General features: G+C 59.3%; 23 protein-coding genes and 1 pseudogene (1 of these 24 only partly in view). 16 read left to right on the forward strand and 8 right to left on the reverse strand.

The window, feature by feature from the left end; genetic code table 11:
- Nucleotides 1-848, reverse strand: the 5' portion of a protein-coding gene (locus AKU94_RS08640) for a DNA polymerase IV (RefSeq protein WP_083445009.1). Its footprint begins 421 nt before the window's first position; only the first 848 of its 1,269 coding nucleotides appear in the window; its start codon is at nt 846-848; the stop codon falls past the left edge of the window.
- Between the two features lie 396 nt (nt 849-1,244).
- On the opposite strand from AKU94_RS08640, the gene AKU94_RS08650 reads away from it, so the two are divergent.
- The gene (locus tag AKU94_RS08650) at nt 1,245-1,424 is read left to right on the forward strand and encodes a hypothetical protein (protein WP_050526893.1); all 180 of its coding nucleotides are present in this window, start codon (nt 1,245-1,247) and stop codon (nt 1,422-1,424) included.
- Nucleotides 1,425-1,490: 66 nt separating this feature from the next.
- Here AKU94_RS08650 and hemH read toward each other — a convergent pair whose 3' ends face one another.
- Together hemH and AKU94_RS08660 are read right to left on the reverse strand one after the other, a co-directional pair.
- On the reverse strand, nt 1,491-2,573 hold the full coding sequence (gene hemH, locus AKU94_RS08655) for a ferrochelatase (RefSeq protein WP_232295730.1): 1,083 nt from the start codon (nt 2,571-2,573) through the stop codon (nt 1,491-1,493).
- A gap of 50 nt (nt 2,574-2,623) precedes the next feature.
- Entirely contained in the window at nt 2,624-3,463 is an 840-nt protein-coding gene (locus AKU94_RS08660; RefSeq protein WP_050526895.1) for a methyltransferase domain-containing protein, read from the reverse strand.
- 23 nt (nt 3,464-3,486) lie between these two features.
- Here AKU94_RS08660 and AKU94_RS08665 point away from each other — a divergent pair, with 23 nt between their 5' ends.
- Genes AKU94_RS08665 through AKU94_RS08690 form a run of 6 tightly spaced genes read left to right on the forward strand, consistent with a single transcriptional unit; the run spans nt 3,487 to nt 7,257 of the window.
- Nucleotides 3,487-4,209 carry a ComF family protein gene (locus AKU94_RS08665; protein WP_050526896.1) on the forward strand — a complete coding sequence of 241 codons (723 nt, stop codon included), beginning with the start codon at nt 3,487-3,489 and terminating at the stop codon, nt 4,207-4,209.
- Between the two features lie 36 nt (nt 4,210-4,245).
- Entirely contained in the window at nt 4,246-4,503 is a 258-nt protein-coding gene (grxC, locus tag AKU94_RS08670) for a glutaredoxin 3 (RefSeq protein ID WP_050526897.1), read from the forward strand.
- Nucleotides 4,504-4,506: 3 nt separating this feature from the next.
- Complete coding sequence (locus tag AKU94_RS08675; protein WP_050527112.1) at nt 4,507-5,364, forward strand: carbon-nitrogen hydrolase family protein; 858 nt, start codon at nt 4,507-4,509, stop codon at nt 5,362-5,364.
- Nucleotides 5,357-5,800 carry a MarR family winged helix-turn-helix transcriptional regulator gene (locus AKU94_RS08680; protein ID WP_050526898.1) on the forward strand — a complete coding sequence of 148 codons (444 nt, stop codon included), beginning with the start codon at nt 5,357-5,359 and terminating at the stop codon, nt 5,798-5,800. The genes AKU94_RS08675 and AKU94_RS08680 overlap by 8 nt, the downstream gene beginning before the upstream one ends.
- 6 nt (nt 5,801-5,806) lie before the next feature.
- Nucleotides 5,807-6,628: an NAD-dependent epimerase/dehydratase family protein gene (locus AKU94_RS08685; RefSeq protein ID WP_050526899.1), complete on the forward strand. Its 822-nt coding sequence runs from the start codon at nt 5,807-5,809 to the stop codon at nt 6,626-6,628.
- Nucleotides 6,625-7,257: a sugar transferase gene (locus tag AKU94_RS08690; RefSeq protein ID WP_050526900.1), complete on the forward strand. Its 633-nt coding sequence runs from the start codon at nt 6,625-6,627 to the stop codon at nt 7,255-7,257. The genes AKU94_RS08685 and AKU94_RS08690 overlap by 4 nt, the downstream gene beginning before the upstream one ends.
- Here the strand turns inward: AKU94_RS08690 and AKU94_RS08695 are convergent.
- A complete protein-coding gene (locus AKU94_RS08695) occupies nt 7,254-7,943 on the reverse strand; it encodes a rhomboid family intramembrane serine protease (protein ID WP_050526901.1) in 690 nt (229 codons plus the stop codon). The genes AKU94_RS08690 and AKU94_RS08695 overlap by 4 nt on opposite strands.
- Before the next feature lie 86 nt (nt 7,944-8,029).
- Here AKU94_RS08695 and trpS point away from each other — a divergent pair, with 86 nt between their 5' ends.
- The 4 genes from trpS (at nt 8,030) to AKU94_RS08715 (ending at nt 11,853) form a co-directional block, all read left to right on the forward strand.
- Nucleotides 8,030-9,076 (forward strand): tryptophan--tRNA ligase, encoded by a 1,047-nt coding sequence (trpS, locus tag AKU94_RS08700; protein ID WP_050526902.1) that lies wholly within the window; start codon nt 8,030-8,032, stop codon nt 9,074-9,076.
- 67 nt (nt 9,077-9,143) lie between these two features.
- Nucleotides 9,144-10,400 (forward strand): Hsp70 family protein, encoded by a 1,257-nt coding sequence (locus tag AKU94_RS08705; RefSeq protein WP_232295731.1) that lies wholly within the window; start codon nt 9,144-9,146, stop codon nt 10,398-10,400.
- A 55-nt stretch (nt 10,401-10,455) separates the two neighbouring features.
- Nucleotides 10,456-11,322, forward strand: a complete 867-nt coding sequence (locus tag AKU94_RS08710; RefSeq protein ID WP_050526903.1) for a branched-chain amino acid aminotransferase — start codon at nt 10,456-10,458, stop codon at nt 11,320-11,322.
- Nucleotides 11,323-11,397: 75 nt separating this feature from the next.
- A complete protein-coding gene (locus AKU94_RS08715) occupies nt 11,398-11,853 on the forward strand; it encodes a universal stress protein (RefSeq protein WP_050526904.1) in 456 nt (151 codons plus the stop codon).
- Nucleotides 11,854-11,945: 92 nt separating this feature from the next.
- Here AKU94_RS08715 and AKU94_RS08720 read toward each other — a convergent pair.
- Nucleotides 11,946-13,390 (reverse strand): annotated as a pseudogene (locus AKU94_RS08720) (aldehyde dehydrogenase family protein).
- A 190-nt stretch (nt 13,391-13,580) separates the two neighbouring features.
- Here AKU94_RS08720 and AKU94_RS08725 point away from each other — a divergent pair.
- The 3 genes from AKU94_RS08725 to AKU94_RS08735 all read left to right on the forward strand — a co-directional run bounded on the left by AKU94_RS08725 (nt 13,581) and on the right by AKU94_RS08735 (nt 15,272).
- Nucleotides 13,581-14,237, forward strand: coding sequence for a peroxiredoxin (locus tag AKU94_RS08725; RefSeq protein WP_050526905.1), 657 nt, complete (start codon nt 13,581-13,583; stop codon nt 14,235-14,237).
- 156 nt (nt 14,238-14,393) lie between these two features.
- Entirely contained in the window at nt 14,394-14,663 is a 270-nt protein-coding gene (rpsO, locus tag AKU94_RS08730) for a 30S ribosomal protein S15 (RefSeq protein ID WP_050526906.1), read from the forward strand.
- A 129-nt stretch (nt 14,664-14,792) separates the two neighbouring features.
- Nucleotides 14,793-15,272 carry a pyridoxamine 5'-phosphate oxidase family protein gene (locus tag AKU94_RS08735; protein WP_050527114.1) on the forward strand — a complete coding sequence of 160 codons (480 nt, stop codon included), beginning with the start codon at nt 14,793-14,795 and terminating at the stop codon, nt 15,270-15,272.
- A 38-nt stretch (nt 15,273-15,310) separates the two neighbouring features.
- Here AKU94_RS08735 and AKU94_RS08740 read toward each other — a convergent pair whose 3' ends face one another.
- Nucleotides 15,311-15,724: a universal stress protein gene (locus AKU94_RS08740; RefSeq protein ID WP_050526907.1), complete on the reverse strand. Its 414-nt coding sequence runs from the start codon at nt 15,722-15,724 to the stop codon at nt 15,311-15,313.
- A gap of 230 nt (nt 15,725-15,954) precedes the next feature.
- On the opposite strand from AKU94_RS08740, the gene pnp reads away from it, so the two are divergent.
- Nucleotides 15,955-18,087 carry a polyribonucleotide nucleotidyltransferase gene (gene pnp / locus AKU94_RS08745; RefSeq protein ID WP_050526908.1) on the forward strand — a complete coding sequence of 711 codons (2,133 nt, stop codon included), beginning with the start codon at nt 15,955-15,957 and terminating at the stop codon, nt 18,085-18,087.
- A gap of 151 nt (nt 18,088-18,238) precedes the next feature.
- Nucleotides 18,239-18,745 carry a DUF1643 domain-containing protein gene (locus AKU94_RS08750; protein ID WP_050527115.1) on the forward strand — a complete coding sequence of 169 codons (507 nt, stop codon included), beginning with the start codon at nt 18,239-18,241 and terminating at the stop codon, nt 18,743-18,745.
- Between the two features lie 9 nt (nt 18,746-18,754).
- On the opposite strand, the gene AKU94_RS08755 is transcribed toward AKU94_RS08750, so the two are convergent.
- Both AKU94_RS08755 and truB read right to left on the reverse strand, forming a co-directional pair.
- Complete coding sequence (locus AKU94_RS08755) at nt 18,755-19,810, reverse strand: calcium-binding protein (RefSeq protein WP_050526909.1); 1,056 nt, start codon at nt 19,808-19,810, stop codon at nt 18,755-18,757.
- A 237-nt stretch (nt 19,811-20,047) separates the two neighbouring features.
- The gene (gene truB / locus AKU94_RS08760) at nt 20,048-20,953 is read right to left on the reverse strand and encodes a tRNA pseudouridine(55) synthase TruB (protein ID WP_050526910.1); all 906 of its coding nucleotides are present in this window, start codon (nt 20,951-20,953) and stop codon (nt 20,048-20,050) included.
- Nucleotides 20,954-21,000: the final 47 nt, after the last annotated feature.

Below are 21,000 nucleotides of genomic sequence, written 5' to 3' on the forward strand. Positions count from 1 at the left end.
TCTTTGGAAATGGACTTCACCGCCTCGTCACGGCTGACACGGCGGGTATCCAGCCCCCGCGACAAATGCCAAAGCCGGTCACCCATACTGCCGAAACGCGCCGACAGGTCCACCCGGTCCCAACGCTTGAGGTCCGCAATCGTCCGTATCCCCGCCTTTTCCAGCGCCGCCCGCGTGGCGGTTCCCACCCCCCACAGGATCGACACGGGCTTGTCGTGCAAAAAGGCCTCAGTCTCCTCCTTGCCGATCACGGAAAAACCCCGCGGTTTATCAAGGTCGGATGCGATCTTGGCCAGGAACTTGTTATGCGATAACCCGATTGATCCGGTGATGCCCAAACGCTCCTCCATCTCCTTGACCAGACGGGCCAACAAGACCGCAGGTGGCGCGCCATGCAGCCGCGCGGTGCCTGTCAGATCCAGAAACGCCTCATCCAGCGACAAGGGTTCAATCGCGGGGGTCAGCGCCTCCATCATCGCGCGGATCTCGCGGGACACGGCGACATATTCGGCCATGCGCGGCTTGACCACCACCGCCTCGGGGCACAGCTTTAGCGCCTGAAACATCGGCATGGCCGAGCGGACCCCCTTGATTCGCGCGATATAGCAACATGTAGACACAACCCCCCGCGTGCCGCCGCCAACGATTAGCGGCTGGTCACGGTATTCGGGATGGTCACGTTTTTCCACGCTCGCATAAAACGCATCACAATCCATATGGGCAATGGAAAGCTGATCAAGCTCGGCGTGGGAAATTATTCTTGGCGAGCGGCACGCCGGGCAACGTTTCAGGCCCGGGCCACCACCGGACACAAAAGGACTAAGACAGGTGCGACAAAGGGCAGGCATAAAAAGTGCATAGCATCCCGGTATCCGCGGGGGAATAGGATGCAAATGCACAGCCACCGCATTTTGGATGCGGCATCCGGAAACGTCTCCGCGAATCCGTTTTACCGGCCCTGCCCGCGAGGCAAAAAAACCGGCCTATCAGTCGACGCAACTATCGTAAAAATTGTGCAAAATCCGTCCTTTTGGGCACCAAACACCGCCTTGATCGCCATATAACGCCCGACCAGCGCTAGGAGTGTTGCCAATTTGACGAAACCGCGCCCGCGTAATCCAGTTTTTTACGTCCCAGATTGCATTTCTTTGCGCAAGCTGGTTAGAAAACAGCACGAGGTATAGTCTTGGGTGCGCATTATCTTCCTCTGAAAATGTGATGGCGCGCGAAAACTGGAGGTTACTATGAAGAAACTTGCACTCGCAGCGGCTCTGACCGTTGCTGCATCGACTGCTTTTGCTGGTGGCATGGCTGAACCGATGATGGAACCAGCTGTTGTTGAAGCGGCGACTTCGTCGTCCGCTGGCGGCATCGTCGTTCCTTTGCTGCTCCTGCTCGTTGTAGCAGCTGCTGCATCGAACTAATCCTTCTTGGATTGGAACGAATTAGGACGGTAGGGTTAAACCTACCGTCCTTTTTTTATGCACGGATCATTTCACCCAGCCCGCAAGGTTTTCGCGGATGATTGTGACCAGCGCGTCGATATGCGCAGCGTCATCATTGAGGCAGGGGATATAAGTAAATGTCTCGCCGCCCGCATGTTCAAAGGCCTCACAGATTTCGCCGTTGATCTCTTCCAGCGTTTCGATGCAATCGGCCGAAAAAGCAGGTGCCACCACGGCGATGTTCTTTTTGCCTTGCTTGGCAAGTTCGGCCACATGCTCCACCGTATAGGGCTTGAGCCATTCCTCGCGGCCAAACACCGATTGGAAGGTCGTATCGATCGCGTCCTTGTCCCAGCCCAGCCGTTCGCGCAGCAACCGCGTGGTTTTGGCGCATTGGCAATGATAGGGGTCGCCCTCCATCAAATAGCGGATCGGCATCCCGTGATAGCTGGCGACCAGCACATCGGGCTTTTGCGGCATCGCGGCATAGGCCCGCTCCACCGATCCGGCCAGCGCCTCGATATATTTGGGATGGTCGAAATACTCTGGCACGATGCGCGCGGCGGGTTGGCGCTTTTCCTTCATCAGGGCCGCGAAAAATGCGTCATTTGCCGTGGCCGAAGTGGCCCCCGCGTAATGGGGATAAAGCGGAAAGAACAGGATCTTCTCACATCCGGCCGCGACCATCGCCTTGACCTTTGATTCGGTCGACGGGTTGCCATAGCGCATGCTGAAATCCACCAGCACCTCCCCGCCATAAGCCGCCTGCAACGCATCGCTGATCTTGGCCGTCTGGTCCTTGGTGATCGTCAGCAGCGGGCTTTCGTTTTTCTCATGGTTCCAGATCAGCTTGTAATTCGCCCCCGAGGCAAAGGGCCGTTTGGTCAGGATCACCAGTTGCAACAGCGGCTGCCAAAGCCAGTCAGAAATGTCGACGACACGTTTGTCCGACAGAAACTCGTTCAAATAACGCCGCATGGACCAATAATCATAGCCGTCAGGCGTGCCGAGGTTGGCAACCAGAACGCCAATTTTGGGCGCTTTGACCTTTGGGTGATCGGCCGGTGCATGGGCCAGTCGCCCTTGGCCGGGCGTAATATCAGGTTGGCTATACGGTGCATCCGGCATCATTCGCTCCTTATTCTTTGTCACGGCAGATAACGCTTAAAAGCGTGGGGTCAAGTTTCGTCCTTGGTTGCGGGCAATATGATTTCCGGCGCGTTCAACACATCTGCAAGGCGGTGTGTCGCAGAACCGGGCCGCAGCGGCTTTTGCTGGCTTTCATGCGGGGACCAGCCGGTCAGAAAAACCATCTCGAAACTTGCGGCAATACGGCCGCCTTCCACACCAAAGCTGCGGGCATAACGTTCTGCGGCATCCTCAAAAACCTTGCGGCGTGTGGGCCTGCGGAGGCGGGCGTCCAATGCGCTGGCCTCACCCATTGCGCGCAGATCGGTCATCAGGTGCCACATATCGCGGTAATGGACCGTGCGGGTAAAGCTGTCAGCGACCGGCAAGGCAAAGCCCGCACGCTGCAACAGCCCGCCCAGATCCCGAATTTCCCCCATCGGCAACACGCGTGGCGAAAGCCCGCCTGTCACGGCGGCCTCAGCCTCGGCCAGACAGGCGCGCAATTCATGCAGGGTTTGCCCGCCAAAGAACGCCGCCAGAAAAAGGCCATCGGCCCGCAAGGCGCGTTTGCATTGGATAATCTGCCCCACCGGATCGTTCGCCCAATGCAACGCCATCGCATGGATCACCAGATCATGGGCGCCCGGCTCCAGCGCCAACATTCCCTCATCGGCCACGATATCTGCCTCGGGGAAGGCTTCGCGCCACAGATCGGGAAAACCTGTGACGATCGCCAGCTTCGTAAAGGTTCTGTTAACCTCTATGAGTCTTTCCTTAACCTCGGCAATAATATCCTCGTGCAGGAACAGCGCGGGGGCGGGCAAGGCCATGGCGCGGGCGCGGTTTCGGGTCAGGGCGCGGGTATCGGTCAATCTGGGCGTTTTCATGCGCCGGACAATAGGAGGGATGCATGGGATTGCAAGCCGTGCTGCACGCAATTTACCCGCCGAAATGCCTTGGCTGCGGCGAATTGGTGACCTCTGATTTCGGTCTGTGCGGGAAATGCTGGCGCGAGACGCCTTTTATCGCAGGGCTGGTCTGTGACAGTTGCGGGCAACCTTTGATGGGTGAGGATGATGGCGGGGCGGTGCAATGCGACGAATGCATGACAGTGCCACGGCCCTGGTCGCAAGGGCGCGCGGCGCTGATGTACCAAGATAACGGGCGCAAAATCGTCTTACAGCTCAAACACGGCGACCGGCAGGATTTGGCCAGACCTGCGGGCGCATGGATGTTTCGTGCCGCCCGGCCGATATTGCGCCCCGATATGTTGGTGGCCCCGATCCCGCTGCACTGGTTTCGCCTGCTGCGCCGTCGCTATAATCAGTCGGCTTTGCTCAGCGCCACGGTCGCCAAGCTGGCCGGTCTGGACCACTGTCCCGACCTGTTGCAACGCCGCCGCTCTACGCCCACCCAAGGCGGGCGTGGACAGGCTGCACGGTTTGAAAACATGGAACATGCGATCACCCCCCATCCCCGCCGCATGGCAAAAATGCAGGGGCGGCATGTCTTGCTGGTCGACGATGTGTTCACCTCGGGCGCGACTTTGGCCGTCGCCGCCGATGCCTGTCTGGCGGCGGGCGCGTCGGATGTTTCGGTTCTGGTACTGGCACGCGTTGCGAAGGACGCCTAAATCCCTATAGTTGCGCTGTCACAAGGGAATGCGGAAATGAAACCTGTTGAAATCTATACCTCGCCTTTTTGCGGCTATTGCCACGCCGCCAAGCGCCTGCTTCAGGCCAAAGGTGCGGCGTTCACCGAACATGACGTTGCGCGGGATCCATCCTTGCGGGCGGTCATGATGAAACGGGCGAATGGCCGGCGCACGGTGCCGCAAATCTTTATCGGCGAAACCCATGTCGGCGGCAGCGATGAGTTGCACGCGATGGAAAAGGCGGGCAAACTTGATGCCCTTTTGGCCGATTAGATGCTGCGGGTCGGCCTTGTTCAGCTGAACGTCAGCGATGATCCGGTGGCAAATCTGCCGCAAACCGTGGCGATGGTCCGGCAGGCGGCGGCAGGCGGTGCGCAATTCGTGCTGACGCCGGAATGCACCAACGGGCTGTCTTCCAGCCGCCGTCATCAGGCGCAGGTGTTCCACCATGAAGCTGACGATCCGACTTTGACCGCACTGCGGGCCGAGGCTGCAGATCTGGGCGTTTGGCTGTTGATTGGGTCTTTGGCCTTGTTGACCGGCGATGCGGACGGGCGTTTTGCCAACCGCTCTTTCCTGATTGATCCGCAGGGCGAAATTGTCGCGCGCTATGACAAGGTGCATATGTTCGACGTGACGGTTTCCGCGACCGAAAGCTACCGCGAATCCGAAGGCTACCGTCCCGGTGATCGTGCTATTGTGGCGCAAACCCCGTTTGGCGCGTTGGGGATGAGCATCTGTTATGACGTGCGCTTTGCCTACCTCTATCGCCGACTGGCCCAAGCCGGTGCGCAGATTCTGACCGTCCCTGCCGCCTTCAATGACACCACCGGCGCCGCCCATTGGGAGGTGCTCTTGCGCGCCCGCGCGATTGAGACGGGCTGCTTTGTTCTGGCACCTGCACAAACCGGCCATCATCCGGAAACCGCTGGCGGCAAGGGACGGCGCACTTGGGGGCACAGCCTTGTCGTTGCCCCATGGGGGGAGGTGCTGGCCGATGCGGGCACCGAACCGGGCGTTTGCCTTGTCAATATCGACTTGGCGCAGGTGGAAAAGGCGCGCGCGCGTGTGCCCGCGCTAACCCATGATCGGTCGATTACCGGACCAAGCGGCCAAGAGGGCGGACATGTCTGACAAGGCCGAAGACCTCGCCGTCACCCTCTTCGGAGAGCTGTTCATGGCCGATCAGCTGGCGCGCAACCGCATCTCCAAGGTACTGCCGCGCGGGATGGAGCTTTCGCATTTCGCTGTGTTGAACCATTTGGCGCGGGTCAATGACGAACGCTCCCCCGCACAGCTGGCGCGGGCCTTTCACGTCACGCGCGGGGCGATGACCAACACGCTAAGCAAACTGGAATGGGCGGGGCATGTGCATATCCGGCCCGACTGGGATGACGCGCGGCGCAAGTTCGTCGCGATAAGCCCCTCTGGTCGGTCTGCCCGTAATGCCGCCGTACAGGCCGTAGCCCCCCTGATCGCAGAGTTTGTGACTGATCTGGGGGCCGAACGGGTCAAGGCGTTCATGCCGGTTCTGCGCGAATTGCGGGTCCGGCTTGAGGGGAATGAATAGCCCGCGATGTCAGTTCCGCTTTTGGTGATGGGGGCCACAGGCCGGATCGGCCGCGCCTTGCAAAGCGAGCAAGCGGCCCTGACGGGTCTGCGGCCCATCTGGCAATCACGCCGCCCCGCGCCGGGCTTTCAGGCATGGGATGTGCTTGCCGAACCCTGCCCGAAAGGGGTGGCGGGGGGAGCTGTGCTCTGCCTGTCCGGCATAATTCGCGGCACCAAGGCAGAGCTGGCCTTGAACGTCGACCTCGGCCTTGCCGCCTGTCGGGCCGCGATGGACCAAGGCGCGCGGCATGTATTTCTGGCATCCTCGGCGGCGGTCTATGGTGCCTCGGACGGGACATTGACTGAAGAGGCCCCACTGCGCCCTGCGGGGGCATATGGAGAGGCCAAGCAAGCGATGGAGAGGGCAGCCCGCGCAATGATGCCGGACCGGCTGACGATTCTGCGAATCGGCAATATCGCGGGGTTTGATGCGCTGTTGGGCGGAATGACATCGGGCAAGGCGGTGCGGCTCGACCCGGTTGCGGGGCAGCCGGGCGGGCCTGTCCGGTCCTACATCGGGCCGGTCACGCTGGTGCGGGTCTTGGCGAAATTGGCACAGATGGCCGCCTTGGGTCGTGATTTGCCACCCGTCCTGAACATTGCCGCAGGCCCCGTCGCCATGGGCGATTTACTGAATGCTGCAGGGGCCGAATGGGGATTTGGCCCGCCCAACCCCGATGTTATTGCGCGTGTCGAACTGGACATAACCCGACTGCTATCCTTAGTGGCTCTGCCCGCACCCCAAGCCACCGAAATGGTCGCGCAATGGAGGGGGTTACCCACATGAGGCCAAGCAAAAGGATTCTCGATCTTGTGCTGGTCGCGATGCTGTCGATAATCCTGATCCTGCCCTTTTCAATTCTGTTGGTTGTGATGCTGATCCGCGAAGGGCGACCCCTGTTTTATGTTGCCGAACGGATGCAGGCACCGGGGCAACCCTTTTTGCTGTGGAAGCTGCGCACGATGACAGTGGCGCAGGACGATTCCGGCGTATCCGGCGGGAACAAGCACGGCCGCATCACACCGCTTGGCGTTTTTATCCGGCGCGCGCGGATGGATGAGGTCCCCCAGCTCTGGAACGTGTTGAAGGGCGAGATGAGCCTTGTTGGCCCCCGCCCCCCCTTGCGCGATTATGTGGAACGCTTCCCCGATCTATACGCCGAGGTCCTCAAGAGCCCGACGGGGATCACCGGCCTTGCCAGCCTGCGTTTCCACGACCGCGAAGAGGCGCTTTTGGCCGCCTGCCGTGATGCTGCAGAAACCGACCGCGTTTATGCCACCCGCTGTGTGCCGCAAAAGGCGCGGCTGGACCTGATCTATCAGCGCAACTGGAGCCTTTGTTTCGATCTGGCGCTGATCTGGGAAACCGGCACCAGAATCCTGATCCGCCGTTTTTTCAAGGGTCGGCGTGATTAGCGCCGCTCCCGTATTTTCTCGCGCACCCGTTCCCAGCCCCCGGGGCTGACGACAAAGGACAACAAGAACCCCGCAAAAAATCCCGTCAGCTCTGCCACCCAGTCCCAGCCGCCGCCAAAGATCAGGCCGAACACCAACTGGATGGCCATTAACATGCCGATCAGCGAAAACGCGCGGTATTGGCTGGCCCCGCTGCCCGCAAGGTTGGTCCAGAGCAAAAAGGTGAACGCCCCGATCAACCCGTAGACCGCCGGATAGCCCCCGATCAGCGCTGCATGGATAAACGGCAGCGCCGTCATCATCCCCGCACCCGCAAGGGTCGCGCCGAAAAACACCACCAGCACGGCCCAGGGGCGAAACACCTCACCCACCATTTTGCCAAGGGCAAGCAGGAACACCACCACGAAAATCGCATGGGTAAAGCTGACATGCACAAGCGGATAGGTGACCAGCCGCATCAGATGCTCAAGCGGGTAATAGTTGTTGGCGATCATATCACGCATGAAATCGGGCGAGAAGGCAAAGCGCTGCACCGCATCCTGCCGCCAGCCGATACCTTGTGCCCCCCCCACGACCCCCGCAGAGGCAAGGTTCATCACCACCTCCATCGCGATTATCGGCAGCGCCAACAGCCACACAACAGCGGGCAACGGGTTGATCGGGGCGGCGTTCGGGTCTGTGTGCATTCTACCTCATATCCGGGGCAATGATTGACGCCCCTTTGCGCCAAGGGTAAGCGAGTTACAACGCAGTTTCCAGATGGAGTATTCCCATGGCCGAGCCGGTCCAAACGCCTCATGCCTTTCAACAGCGCATCTTCTCGGGGATCCAGCCTTCGGGCGGGTTGACCCTTGGCAATTATCTTGGCGCGCTAAAACGTTTTGCCGAAAAGCAGGATGAGGGGATCGAGACGGTTTACTGCCTTGTCGATATGCATGCGATCACCGTCTGGCAGGATCCGGCCCATTTGCGCCAGCAAACACGCGAGGCGGCGGCGGCCTTTATTGCTTCGGGGGTGGATCCGGTACGGTCGATCCTGTTCAACCAAAGTCAGGTCAGCGCACATGCCGAACTGGCCTGGATTTTCAACTGTGTGGCACGAATGGGCTGGATGGGTCGCATGACCCAGTGGAAGGATAAGACCGCGGGCAAGAACTCGGAAAATGCCTCGCTCGGGCTGTTTGCCTATCCGGCGCTGATGGCCGCCGATATTCTGGCCTATAAGGCGACGCATGTGCCGGTGGGTGAGGACCAGAAACAGCATCTGGAACTTTGCCGTGATATTGCGACCAAGTTCAACAATGACTTTGGCGTGGATTTCTTTCCCATCACCGAGCCGATGATCGAAGGGGCCGCAACACGTGTGATGAGCCTTCGCGATGGCAGCAAGAAGATGTCGAAATCCGACCCGTCGGACCAAAGCCGCATCAACCTGACCGATGACGCCGATATGATCGCGAAAAAGATCAAGAAGGCCAAGACCGACCCCGAGCCTTTGCCAAGCGAGATGGACGGCCTTGCGGACCGGCCCGAGGCGCGCAATCTGGTGAATATCTATGCGGCTTTGGCGGGTATTTCGGCCGAACAAGTCTTGGCCGATCACGGCGGCGCGCAATTTGGCAGCTTCAAACCCGCCTTGGCGGAGCTGGCCGTGTCCGTGATGTCGCCGATCACCACCGAAATGAACCGCCTGATGCAAGACCCGACCGAGATCGACCGGATTTTGGGAGAAGGCGCGCTGCGTGCCAATACCATCGCCCGCCCGATTGTTGATGAGGTTTATGATATCGTGGGGATGATCCGCTCGCGTCAGGTCTAAGCGCGGCCTTTACACCCCTGCCAAACCACCCTAAACCCCGCGCCTTTCAAGAGGCAAAGGGCGCAAGATGGAAATGGCAACGCAAGTCTGTGGTGTGGATTTCGGCACATCCAATTCCACCGTCTCTGTCATGGCGGGGGGCGCGTCGCAGCTGATCCCCCTTGAGGGATCGGCCATGACCATCCCCTCGGCCGTGTTCTGGGAAAGCGATGGCGGTGCGCCCGTCTTTGGCCGCACCGCTATGGCCGCCTATACGGACGGCGACGATGGCCGGTTGATGCGCGGGCTGAAATCGGCGCTCGGGTCGTCCCTGATCAACGAGAAAACCCGCGTGGGCAACCGCGCCCTGGCCTTTACCGATATTCTGGGCCGGTTTTTCGGCCATCTGCGCGCGCAACTGGATGCGGTGCAACCCGGCACGCGGCACGCCGTTCTGGGCCGCCCTGTGCATTTTGTCGACGACAATCCCGCAGGCGATCAGGCCGCCCAGGATGTGCTGGAAACCATCGCCCGCGCCAACGGGTTTGAGCATATCGCCTTTCAGTTCGAACCCGTCGCGGCGGCGCTGCACTACGAATCCACCGTTGCCGCCGAGGAGCTGGTTCTGATCGTCGATATCGGCGGCGGTACCTCGGATTTCTCGATCCTGCGGGTCTCGCCCGAGGGGCGCAACAAGCCCGACCGCGACGATGACATTCTGGCCAGCCACGGTATCCGCGTCGGCGGGACCGATTTCGACTGTCTGTTTTCACTGGCACAGGTGATGCCGCTGCTGGGTCTTGGGTCCTTGATCAACAAGGGCAAAACCCCGATGCCCCTGCACTACTACCATGATCTTGCGACATGGCACCGGATCAACTTTCTCTATGCCGGCCGCGCCCTGACCGAGATCAAACAGATCCGCTATGACGCCGCTGCGCCAGAACTTCTGGACCGGCTGCTCCATGTCATCGCCGAACGTCAGGGCCACGCCATCGCCATGGCGGTTGAGGCCGCCAAGATCGACCTGTCTGACACGCTGGCCACCCCGATCCACCTGCAACAGATCATCGGCACCGATGCGGGGGCAAGTCGGGGGATGTTTGATGCAGTGGTGGAAAAGCCGGTAACGCGAATCGCACAGGCCATTGATGTGGTGCTGGCACAGGCGGAAGTTGATGCAGGGCAGATCGGCACGGTGTTCATGACAGGTGGTTCTGCCAGCCTGCCGATTGTGCAGGCAGCAGTGCGCGCGCGGTTGCCTGATGTGCGGCTTGCCCTTGGCGATGTTTTGGGCAGCGTCGGCACCGGCCTTGCTCTTGATGCCGCACGCAGGTTCGCTTGACTGGACGCGATCCCGCGTTGCTGCTTTAACGGTCACAACATCGAAAGGGCATCCAATGGTAATCGGCACAAACATCCGCACCTATTTCAACGGCAAATGGCATGAGGGCGACATCCCCGTTATGCGCGCCGCCGATCACGGGATCTGGCAGGGGTCGTCAATCTTTGACGGGGCGCGGTTCTTTGATGGCGTGGCGCCGGATCTGGCCAACCATTGCGCCCGTGCCAACCGCTCTGCCAAGGCGCTGATGATCACACCCACTGTCGGGGATGACGAGATGGTGGCGATTGTCCGCGAGGGATTGCGCGCTTACGGGCCCTCACAGGCGGTTTATATCCGGCCGATGTATTGGGCACTGGACGGGTCTGATCTGGGGGTTGCTCCCAAAGAAGGCTCTACCGGCTTTGCGATCTCGCTGGAACAGGTGCCGATGCCCAGCTTTGACAATGCCACCACCTTGACCCGCACGCAGTTCCGCCGTCCGGTGCTGGAGGATAACGTCTGCAACGCCAAGGCGGGATGTCTTTATCCAAATAACGCGCGGATGCTGGTCGAGGCGAAATCCAAGGGCTTTGCCAATGCACTGGTGGCAGATGCGATGGGCAATGTGGCCGAAACTGCAACGGCTAATGTGTTCATGGTAAAAGATGGCGTGGCCTATACCCCGATTCCCAATGGCACCTTCCTGTCGGGCATCACCCGCGCGCGCCACATCGCCAACCTGCGCGCCGATGGCGTTGAGGTGGTGGAAACCGTGCTGACCTTTGATGATTTCCACGGCGCGGATGAGGTGTTCCTATCGGGCAATTTCGCCAAGGTGACACCCGTCAAAGCCTTTGACGACACCGCATATGAAACCGGTCCCGTCACCCGCCGCGCATGGCAGCTCTATATGGATTGGGCGCATAGCGACGGCAATTAACCTGCCCCCTCAGCTTCGGGCTTGTCAGCGATAGGGCAAATACTGCAATATCTGCGGGTAAATGCGGGGGACAAGATGCGCAAGTTTATGGTGGTGCTGGATGACAGCCGCGAATGTCTGAACGCGATGCGTTTTGCAGCGCTTAGGGCTGCGCGTACTGGTGCGGGGGTTCAGATCCTCTCCGTTATTCCGCCAGAAGAGTTTCAGCACTGGATGGGCGTTGCCGATCTGATGCGCGCCGAGGCCCGCGAACGGATCGAGGCACATTTCGAGGTATTCGCGAAATGGATGCGTGACAAACAGGGCGTGGACCCGGAACTGGTCATCCGCGAGGGCGACCCTTTGGCAGAGATTTTGGCCCAGATCAGTGATGACCCGGAAATCGGGGTTCTGGTGCTTGGCGCGGGGCATGATAAATCCGGCCCCGGCCCGTTGGTCTCGCAACTCAGCCGCAGCTCGGGCGGCTTGCCAGTGCCGATCACGATTGTACCGGGCGATATGTCCAAGGAACGGCTGGAAAGAATTACCTGAGCCCCCGACCAACATCGTAAGACCAACCCAAAAGATAGGTCCGCGGCAGCGCCGTTTCGGGGGGCTCGATGCCCCCTGAAACGGCTGTCCCCTTATTCGGCGTCGGTGTCCCAGCCGGAAATGGCCTTGGCTTCCAAAAACTCTTCCAGACCCCAGTGACCACCTTCGCGCGCACGGCCCGATGCCTTCACCCCACCAAAGGGCGCACCGGCCCCGCGGGACTGGCCGTTCATCTCAACCATGCCCGAACGCAGTTTACGCGCCAGGCGGTTGCGCCGCGCCCCATCCGAGGATTGAACATAGTTTGTCAGCCCGTAGGGCGTGTCATTGGCGATGCGAACACCGTCTTCCTCGGTCTCAAACGGGATGATCGACAACACAGGACCAAAGATTTCCTCACGCTCGATCGTCATCCCCGGTTTCACATCGGCAAAGACCGTCGGCCGCACATAAAACCCCTTGTTCATCCCCTCGGGCAAACCCGGCCCACCGGCCACCAGCCGCGCGCCCTCATCGATACCCTTCTGGATAAAGCCCTGGATCTGGTCCCACTGACGACGGTTCACCACCGGCCCGATGTGTTTGCCCTCTTCGGATGCAGGACCGACCTTGACGGCGTTGGCCACCTCGGTCGCGATCTCCACCGCCTTGTCGTAATAGCTGCGCTCCACCAGCATCCGGCTTGGCGCATTACACGACTGGCCAGAGTTGTTCATCATATGCAGAACACCGCGTTTCACGGCCGAGTCGTCAGCATCGGCAAAGATCAGGTTGGCACCCTTGCCCCCCAGTTCCAGCGTCACGCGCTTCATCGTTTCCGCCGCAGCGATCGAAATCGCACGCCCCGCGCGGGTCGATCCGGTAAAGGAGATCATCTCGATATCAGGGTGACTGGAGATCTGGCTACCCACACCCGCACCATCACCGTTCACAAGGTTGAACACGCCCGCAGGCACGCCCGCATCATGACAGAATTCGGCAAAGAGCATCGACGAAAGTGGGCTTTCCTCGGATGGTTTCAACACACAGGTACAGCCCGCCAAAAGCGCGGGAATCACCTTCAGGGTGACTTGGTTCATCGGCCAGTTCCAGGGCGTGATCAGACCAACGACGCCGATCGGCTCCATCGAGATCCGGTCATTCGGGGCATGGGGGCCAAGCGGACGGATCCATTCCATCTGGTCAAAAGCGGTCAGAAAATTCTGCGTGTGCCACGGCAAGGCCGGTGCCTGACTGCCGCGCGCCAGATCAATCGGGGCGCCCATCTCAAGGCTGATCGCCTGGGCCATTTCTTCAGCGCGGGCTTCATATTGTGCCAGAATGGCTGCCACCACCTTGCGCCGCTCGGCAGGCGGGGTAACCGACCAGCTTTCAAATGCGGTTTTCGCGGCGGCCACGGCGGCATCGGTATCGGCCTGCGCGCCCAGCGAGATTACGGCACAGGGTTCCTCGGTCGAGGGGTTGATCACTTCACAGTCATTCGGTCCCGAGGGGGCGACCCATGCGCCATTAATAAGAACTTGCGTTTATCGAGCATTACAGCCTCCTGAATTTCCTGCCATACCGTGGCACCGGAAATGCGCCGCCGCAAGCCTTGCGCAAAGGCGCGCCTCCTCACCAATCCGCGAGTTCCTGTTTCTTTTTATCGCGAGCAGCGCCTTGGGGGGTGTAAACATGCGTCCATTGGCATATGTCAAAGGGACCAAGGTCACAATTTGGAGAAATATATGTCTGTTCGTATCAACGATATCGCCCCCGATTTCACCGCCGACAGCACCGCCGGCAAGATCAGCTTTCATGACTGGATTGGTGACAGCTATGCCATCATCTTCAGCCACCCGCGCGATTTCACGCCGGTTTGCACCACCGAATTTGGTGCCGTGGCCCAGCTTGCAGGCGAGTTTGCCAAGCGTAACACCAAGGTTATGGGTGTCTCGGTCGATTCGGTCGAAGAGCATGTGAAATGGAAAAACGACATCGCCGCCGTTGCCGGTGCGCCTGCGGATTTCCCGATCATTGATGATACGTCGCTGGCCGTTTCCAAGGCATTCGACATGCTGCCCGCCGACTACTACTTGCCCGGCGCGGACCGCACGCCTGCCAATACCGCAACCGTGCGCGCCGTCTATATCATTGGGCCGGACAAGAAAATCCGCCTGACAATGACCTACCCCATGTCCGTTGGTCGCAACTTTGCCGAGATTCTACGCGCTTTGGACGCAGTTCAGGCCACCGATGGCGCCCCCATTGCCACGCCTGCCAACTGGTTGCCGGGTGAGGATGTGATCGTCGCCCTGTCGCTGGATGACAAGGCCGCCGAGGATAAGTTTGGCAAGCTTGACGTCAAGCTGCCTTACCTGCGCTACGCCAAAGCGCCGAAATAAGCGGTACGGCCCCCGCACAATTGGGGGCCGCACGTTTCGCTTTCCTTTTGCGCCAATTCCGCCTATATCCACGCGATCCCGAGCCGTTCGGGGCACCAAGGGCCTTGCTGGACGACATCCCGGCCTGTGCCGTCACAATTCATAATGGAGAACCCGATGTCGATTACGCCAGAAGAAAAAACCCGCCTGATCAAAGAATATGCAACCAAAGAAGGCGACACCGGCTCGCCCGAAGTACAGGTTGCCATTCTGACCTCGCGCATCACGACCTTGACCGAACACTTCAAGGGCCACAAAAAGGATAACCATTCCCGCCGTGGTCTGTTGATGATGGTTGCTCAGCGCCGCAAGCTGCTGGACTACACCAAAGCCAAGGACGAAGCACGCTATCAGTCGCTGATCAAGCGTTTGGGCATCCGCCGCTAAGGCCGGACCCACAAAAGACCGCAACGCCCGTGTCCCAGACGCGGGCGTTTTGCTTTGTGTCCGGCGGCTTCGGGAACGCAAACCTTGTTGGGGCGTTATACCGTCAACGAAACGGAATGGAGCATCACGATGACTGATCTGCAAAATGAATTCTGGGACCGGATAGAAGACGTGCGCACCGCGATGCTTGGCATCAAGGGCCAAGGCCGTTTGGTCGCGATGTCACCGCGGGTCGACGACGACCTGCCGGGGCATGTGTGGTTCATCACTGCCAAGGGCACCGATCTGGCCAAGGGTACGGCAAACGGCCCGTGCGACGCCCAGTTGGTGATTGCCAGCGACAGCGAAGGGCTTTACGCCGATATCGATGGCACGTTGTCCCATTCGGCCGACCGCGAAGCCTTGGACGAAACCTGGAGCTTTGTCGCCGACGCCTGGTTTGAGGGCGGCAAGGCCGACCCGGACGTTCAGCTTTTACGCTTCACCCCCCGCAGCGCAGAACTGTCTGTGACGACCACCAGCAGCCTGAGCTTTTTCTACGAGATGGCAAAGGCGCAGATGGCCGGCGAAAAGCCTGACCTTGGCGCACAGGGCGTGGTGACATTCTAGCCGTCAGGGGCCGCCCGGGGGCATCGCCACGGGCGGTCTTAGCGCACCACGAACACCGATATTGTAGCATGGGATGCAAGATACCCTGCATTTGAAGCAAAGAAATACTCGGCGAAACCCGGCACATGGCTGGCCATTACGATCAGATCTACCCCCAGCGTCTTGGCCGCGGTTTTCAGCAGATCATCAAGATCCACCGAAGGGTCATGGCTGATCTCGGCGTGCGGCTCCAAGGTAATGCCAAGTGCTGCGGAACGTTCACGCGCAAAAGCAGCCAGCTTTGCTGTAAACTCTGCGGGTGTGCGCGACACTTCGTTCGGCACTGTCTGGCCCACGCCAACAATGGTTACCTTGGCACCGTAAAGCTTGGCCATATCAGCCGCCACCGTCAAAGCTTTGTCGGTTTGGGCCACCTGCGCAAGGTTGACCGGAATCATTATGCTTGAATACATGCTGTTCTCCTTTATTCCGATGCCTACCCTAACATAGCTGTCGCAGATCACGCTTTGCCTTGGATCAACCCCACCCCTTCCCAAACAGCCTGTTTTCCTGTAAGGGCGACACATCTGTGACGTGAAGGCCTGCCCTCGGCCGCATGCAAAGGATAGGGGGCGGCGGCAATGGGGCCGCTATGCAACGGGGGGCCCGGAACGCCGGGATGCCCCCATATAGGAAACGATGAATGTTTAACGTAACGAAAAAAGAAATCGAATGGGGCGGTGAAACGCTTACCTTGGAAACAGGTAAAGTGGCCCGCCAAGCCGATGGTTCGGTTATCGCCACTTTGGGCGAAACCTCGGTCATGGCCAATGTGACCTATGCCAAAGCGCAAAAACCCGGCCAGGACTTCTTTCCCCTGACAGTGCATTATCAGGAACGCTATTACGCCGCCGGCAAGGTGCCAGGCGGCTTTTTCAAACGTGAGGCACGGCCTTCCGAAAAGGAAACGCTGACCTCCCGTTTGATCGACCGCCCGATCCGTCCGCTGTTTGTGGATGGCTTTAAAAACGAAGTTCTGGTGATCTGCACCGTTCTTTCGCATGACCTCGAAAATGAGCCGGACGTGCTGGCGATGATCGCCGCCTCTGCTGCGCTGACGATTTCCGGCGCGCCGTTCATGGGGCCAATCGCTGGCTGCCGCGTCGGCTATGTCGGTGGCGAATATGTGCTGAACCCAAGCTGTGACGACATGATGAAGCTGCGCGACAACCCCGAGCAGCGTCTTGATCTGGTTGTGGCCGGCACCAAAGAAGCCGTGATGATGGTCGAATCCGAAGCCTATGAGCTTTCCGAAGCGGAGATGCTGGGTGCGGTGAAATTCGCCCATGACAGCATCCAGCCTGTGGTCGACATGATCATGAATTTTGCCGAAGAATGCGCCAAAGAGCCGTTTGATTTCACCCCGCCAAACTATGACGATCTTTCGGCCCGCGTCAAAGCGGCTGGTGAGACCGCCATGCGCGCCGCTTTTGCGATCCGCGACAAGCAAGAGCGCACGACCGCAATTTCGGCCGCTGTTGCCACGATCAAGGCAAGCCTGTCCGAAGAAGATCAAGCCAATGAAAACCTTGGCGCCGCGATCAAGGATCTGGAAGCAGGCGTCTTGCGCGGCGATATCATCAACGGTGCCGACCGGATTGATGGCCGTAACACCACGACCATCCGCCCGATCGTGTCAGAAACCGGCATCCTGCCACGGACCCACGGTTCCGCCCTGTTTACCCGCGGCGAAACCCAAGGTCTGGTTGTGACCACTTTGGGCACAGGCGAGGATGAGCAGTTCATCGACGCGCTGACCGGCACCTCCAAATCCAACTTCTTGCTGCACTATAACTTCCCTCCCTATTCGGTTGGTGAAGTTGGTCGTTTCGGCCCTCCCGGGCGTCGTGAAATCGGCCACGGCAAGCTGGCTTGGCGGGCGCTTCAGGCGGTTCTGCCTGCGGCAACCGACTTCCCCTACACCATCCGCGTGGTGTCGGAGATCACTGAATCCAACGGTTCGTCCTCGATGGCGTCGGTTTGCGGTGGCTCCCTGTCCATGATGGATGCGGGTGTGCCATTGAAGGCCCCTGTTGCCGGTGTGGCAATGGGTCTGATCATGGATGATGACGGCAAATATGCGATCCTGTCGGATATCCTTGGTGACGAAGATCACCTTGGCGACATGGATTTCAAAGTGGCCGGTACCGAATCCGGGATCACCAGCCTGCAGATGGACATCAAAATCGCAGGCATCACGCCCGCGATCATGGAAAAGGCGCTGGCACAGGCCAAAGACGGCCGGATGCACATCTTGGGCGAAATGTCCAAGGCGCTGACATCTGCGCAGGCATTCTCGGCCTATGCGCCAAAAATCGAAACCATGTCTGTGCCAACCGACAAGATCCGTGAAGTGATTGGTTCCGGTGGTAAAGTCATCCGCGAAATCGTCGAAGTATCGGGCGCCAAGGTCGATATCAACGACGATGGCGTGATCAAGATCGCCTCCAACAACGCCGAGGCCATCAAGAAGGCCTACGACATGATCTGGTCGATCGTGGCAGAGCCTGAAGAAGGCAAAGTCTATACCGGCAAGGTCGTGAAGCTGGTTGATTTCGGTGCTTTCGTGAACTTCTTTGGCAAACGTGACGGCCTGGTGCATGTCAGCCAGATCGCCAACAAGCGTTTGCAGCACCCGAATGAGGCATTGAAAGAAGGTCAGGAAGTCAAAGTGAAGCTTCTCGGCTTTGACGATCGCGGCAAGGTACGCTTGGGCATGAAAATGGTTGACCAAGAAACCGGCGAAGAGATCAAAGAAGCCGCCGCAGAGGCCTGATCCGAACACCAGTCCCCCCGGCGCTCACGTCGGGGGGATTATTCTTTACGCTGCCGCATTGCCTGCATATCACTGCACGGGGTGGTGGCTTTAGGTGTTGAATAGCGTCGGCCGCCAATTCACGCAAAGGCGCAGGCCGGATATGACCGATATGATCATCAAACATTTCACCAAAGGCGATGCTGAAAGCGTGGCCGAGTATTCGCCTTGCGAACAGTACCGCTATGCCCTGACGCGGGTTTGGGACCCGCAGGGGGGCAAGGTCGCTTTTATGATGCTCAACCCCTCAACCGCCACCGAAGTGCAAAACGACCCCACGGTGGAACGCTGCGAGCGCCGCGCGCGTACGCTTGGGTTTGGCGCCTTTCGGGTGGTGAATATTTTTGCTTGGCGCGCCACAGATCCCAAGGTGATGCGGGCCCAAACCGATCCTGTCGGCCCCGAAAACGATGCGGCCATCATAGAGGCTGCAAGCTGGGCAGACCGCGTGGTTTGTGCATGGGGCGCGCATGGGGCGCATCTTGATCGCGGGGCCAAGGTAGAGGCGCTATTGCGCGCCTCGGGACGGCCGCTCTATCAACTCGGGTTGACCAAGACCGGGCAACCCAAGCATCCGCTCTATATCAGTTATAACCAACAGCCAGAGCTATGGACCTGACCCCCAAGCCTAAAAGTTGTTGGAAGGTGTCAGTTTCAACGCATCAATCGTAAGATTGGCACCATTCGCAATAACGGCCAGAGGAACGCCATCCAGCATAATCGTCGCGTCTTCCGAATCCTCGTCGGTCAGCAGTTCGACATGCGGATCAGGGTGCGCTTCGGCATCGTAAAGCACAACGATTTCATCTTCGGACGGTTTATAATCCAATATATGGGCCAGGTTGTCCGAACCAAGCCAGCTGTTCAGGGCAAAGCTGTCCTCACCCTCACCGCCATGGGCCCAATCCCCCGCGCCAATCATCAACGTATCATCACCCGCGCCGCCATTCAAAAAGTCGGTGCCCAAGCTGTCATTTGGGTTTTCCGCATCCACACCCCAAAGCGTGTCGTTCCCGTCATTCCCGTCCAGCGTATCCGCACCTTCATCACCGAACAGCGCATCATCATCAAAGCCGCCTGCCAGCCAATCGTCGCCGTCGCCGCCCTTGAGCATATCCGAACCGGACCCACCCAAAAGCGTATCATCGCCCTCGTCTCCGCTCAGGGAATCATCCCCCATATGGCCCGACAGGGAGTCATCCCCGGTTCCGCCAGCCATCAGGTCGTTGCCATCATGGCCGTCGACAACATCATTCCCGGCACCGCCGCGCAGGTCATCATTGCCCGCACCACCACCGATGTAGTCATGACCGTTGCCGCCACTGATCACATCGTCACCATCACGCCCGTCCAGCAAATCATCACCGTCCTCACCATCTATGGTATCCGCACCGGCCTCACCGGCCAAAATATCATCATAGCTGCTGCCGGTTAATTCAATGTCAAGCGGCGGCGGGACGGGCGCATCGCTGGATTCAGTGCCAGAGGCATCAACATAGGGGTCCGAATTCTGGTTGGCGATATCCAGAAGGTCGACGGTATCACTGTTCTCATCGCCAGATTCAGGCGCGTTATCCTCGGGGTCGGCGGAATCATCGCCGTCAAGCTTTGCCTTGGTCGCGATTACACCATCGGCCATAAAGCCGGCAAAAACCGCACCGAACAGACCCAGAATTCCCAACATGACCACAGCCCCCGATTCCCAATCCTGATATACCCATCACGGGCCTTAACCAAGGGATTGGCTAACCCCCTGTAAGCATTAGGATTAGCGGAGGATCGTGGCATAAAAGTGCATAAGCGGTTCTCGAACCGGTGCGGAACTGCGGCAAATTTCGCCAATTTTATTTAAATGTTATGCGAAATGCCAAGGCTGCAAAACGGCGCATAACAAGGCCAGAACCCTGCCACGCGACGCCGTTTAGTCGACAAACACGCGTGAGGGGTGCAACTCACCGGCCTTATAGATACCCACGGCAACGGCTTTACCCATATAGCTGGCCCAAGCCTCTTCGCCATAGTCCGCATCAGAGGTCAGAACCATTCCGGGATTGCCGTTTTTCAACCGTGTGACCCCTTCGGGCGTGGTCGGCAATTCGGGCAAGTCGGTCAGCCCAAGCTCCAGCGGCAACAAATGGGCATCCAGCGCTTCGGTCTTGGCACCGGCGTCCAGGGTTTCAATGCTGATCCCCTGCTCGGCCTGAAACGGACCGGACCACGTGCGCCGCAACCACAAAACATGCCCAAGGCAACCCAGAGCCTGCCCCAGATCCCGCGCGATAGAGCGGACATAGCCACCCTTGCCACAGACCATCTCCAACTCCACATGATCGGCATCGGGCCGGGCGATCATCTCCAGGCTTTCGACCCAAAGCGGACGGGCCGCCAGCGCCATCTCGCCACCGGCACGCGCGATGTCATAGGCGCGTTCACCTTCAACCTTCACGGCAGAAAACTGTGGCGGCACCTGCATGATATCACCGCGGAACGCGTCCAGTGCCTCGGCAATCGCCGCATCCGAAGGACGCGCATCGCGTGTCTCGATCACCTCCCCTTCGGCGTCATCGGTGCGGGTAGAAACGCCCAAGCGCATCACAAAGCGGTAGCATTTCAATGCATCGGTAATATATGGCACGGTCTTTGTCGCCTCACCCAGCGCCACGGCCAAAACGCCGGTTGCATCTGGGTCAAGCGTGCCTGCATGGCCCGCCTTTTGCGCGTCAAACGCCCATTTCACCTTGTTCACAACAGCGGTAGAGGTAACGCCCGCAGGCTTATCCACCACCAACCACCCGGAAATCGCGCGACCCTTGCGTTTGCGTGCCATGATGCCCCCAATTGGAAAAATCTGTGGCTACCCCGCACGGCGCGGCG

Source organism: Pseudorhodobacter aquimaris (assembly GCF_001202025.1).
Classification (GTDB): domain Bacteria; phylum Pseudomonadota; class Alphaproteobacteria; order Rhodobacterales; family Rhodobacteraceae; genus Pseudorhodobacter; species Pseudorhodobacter aquimaris.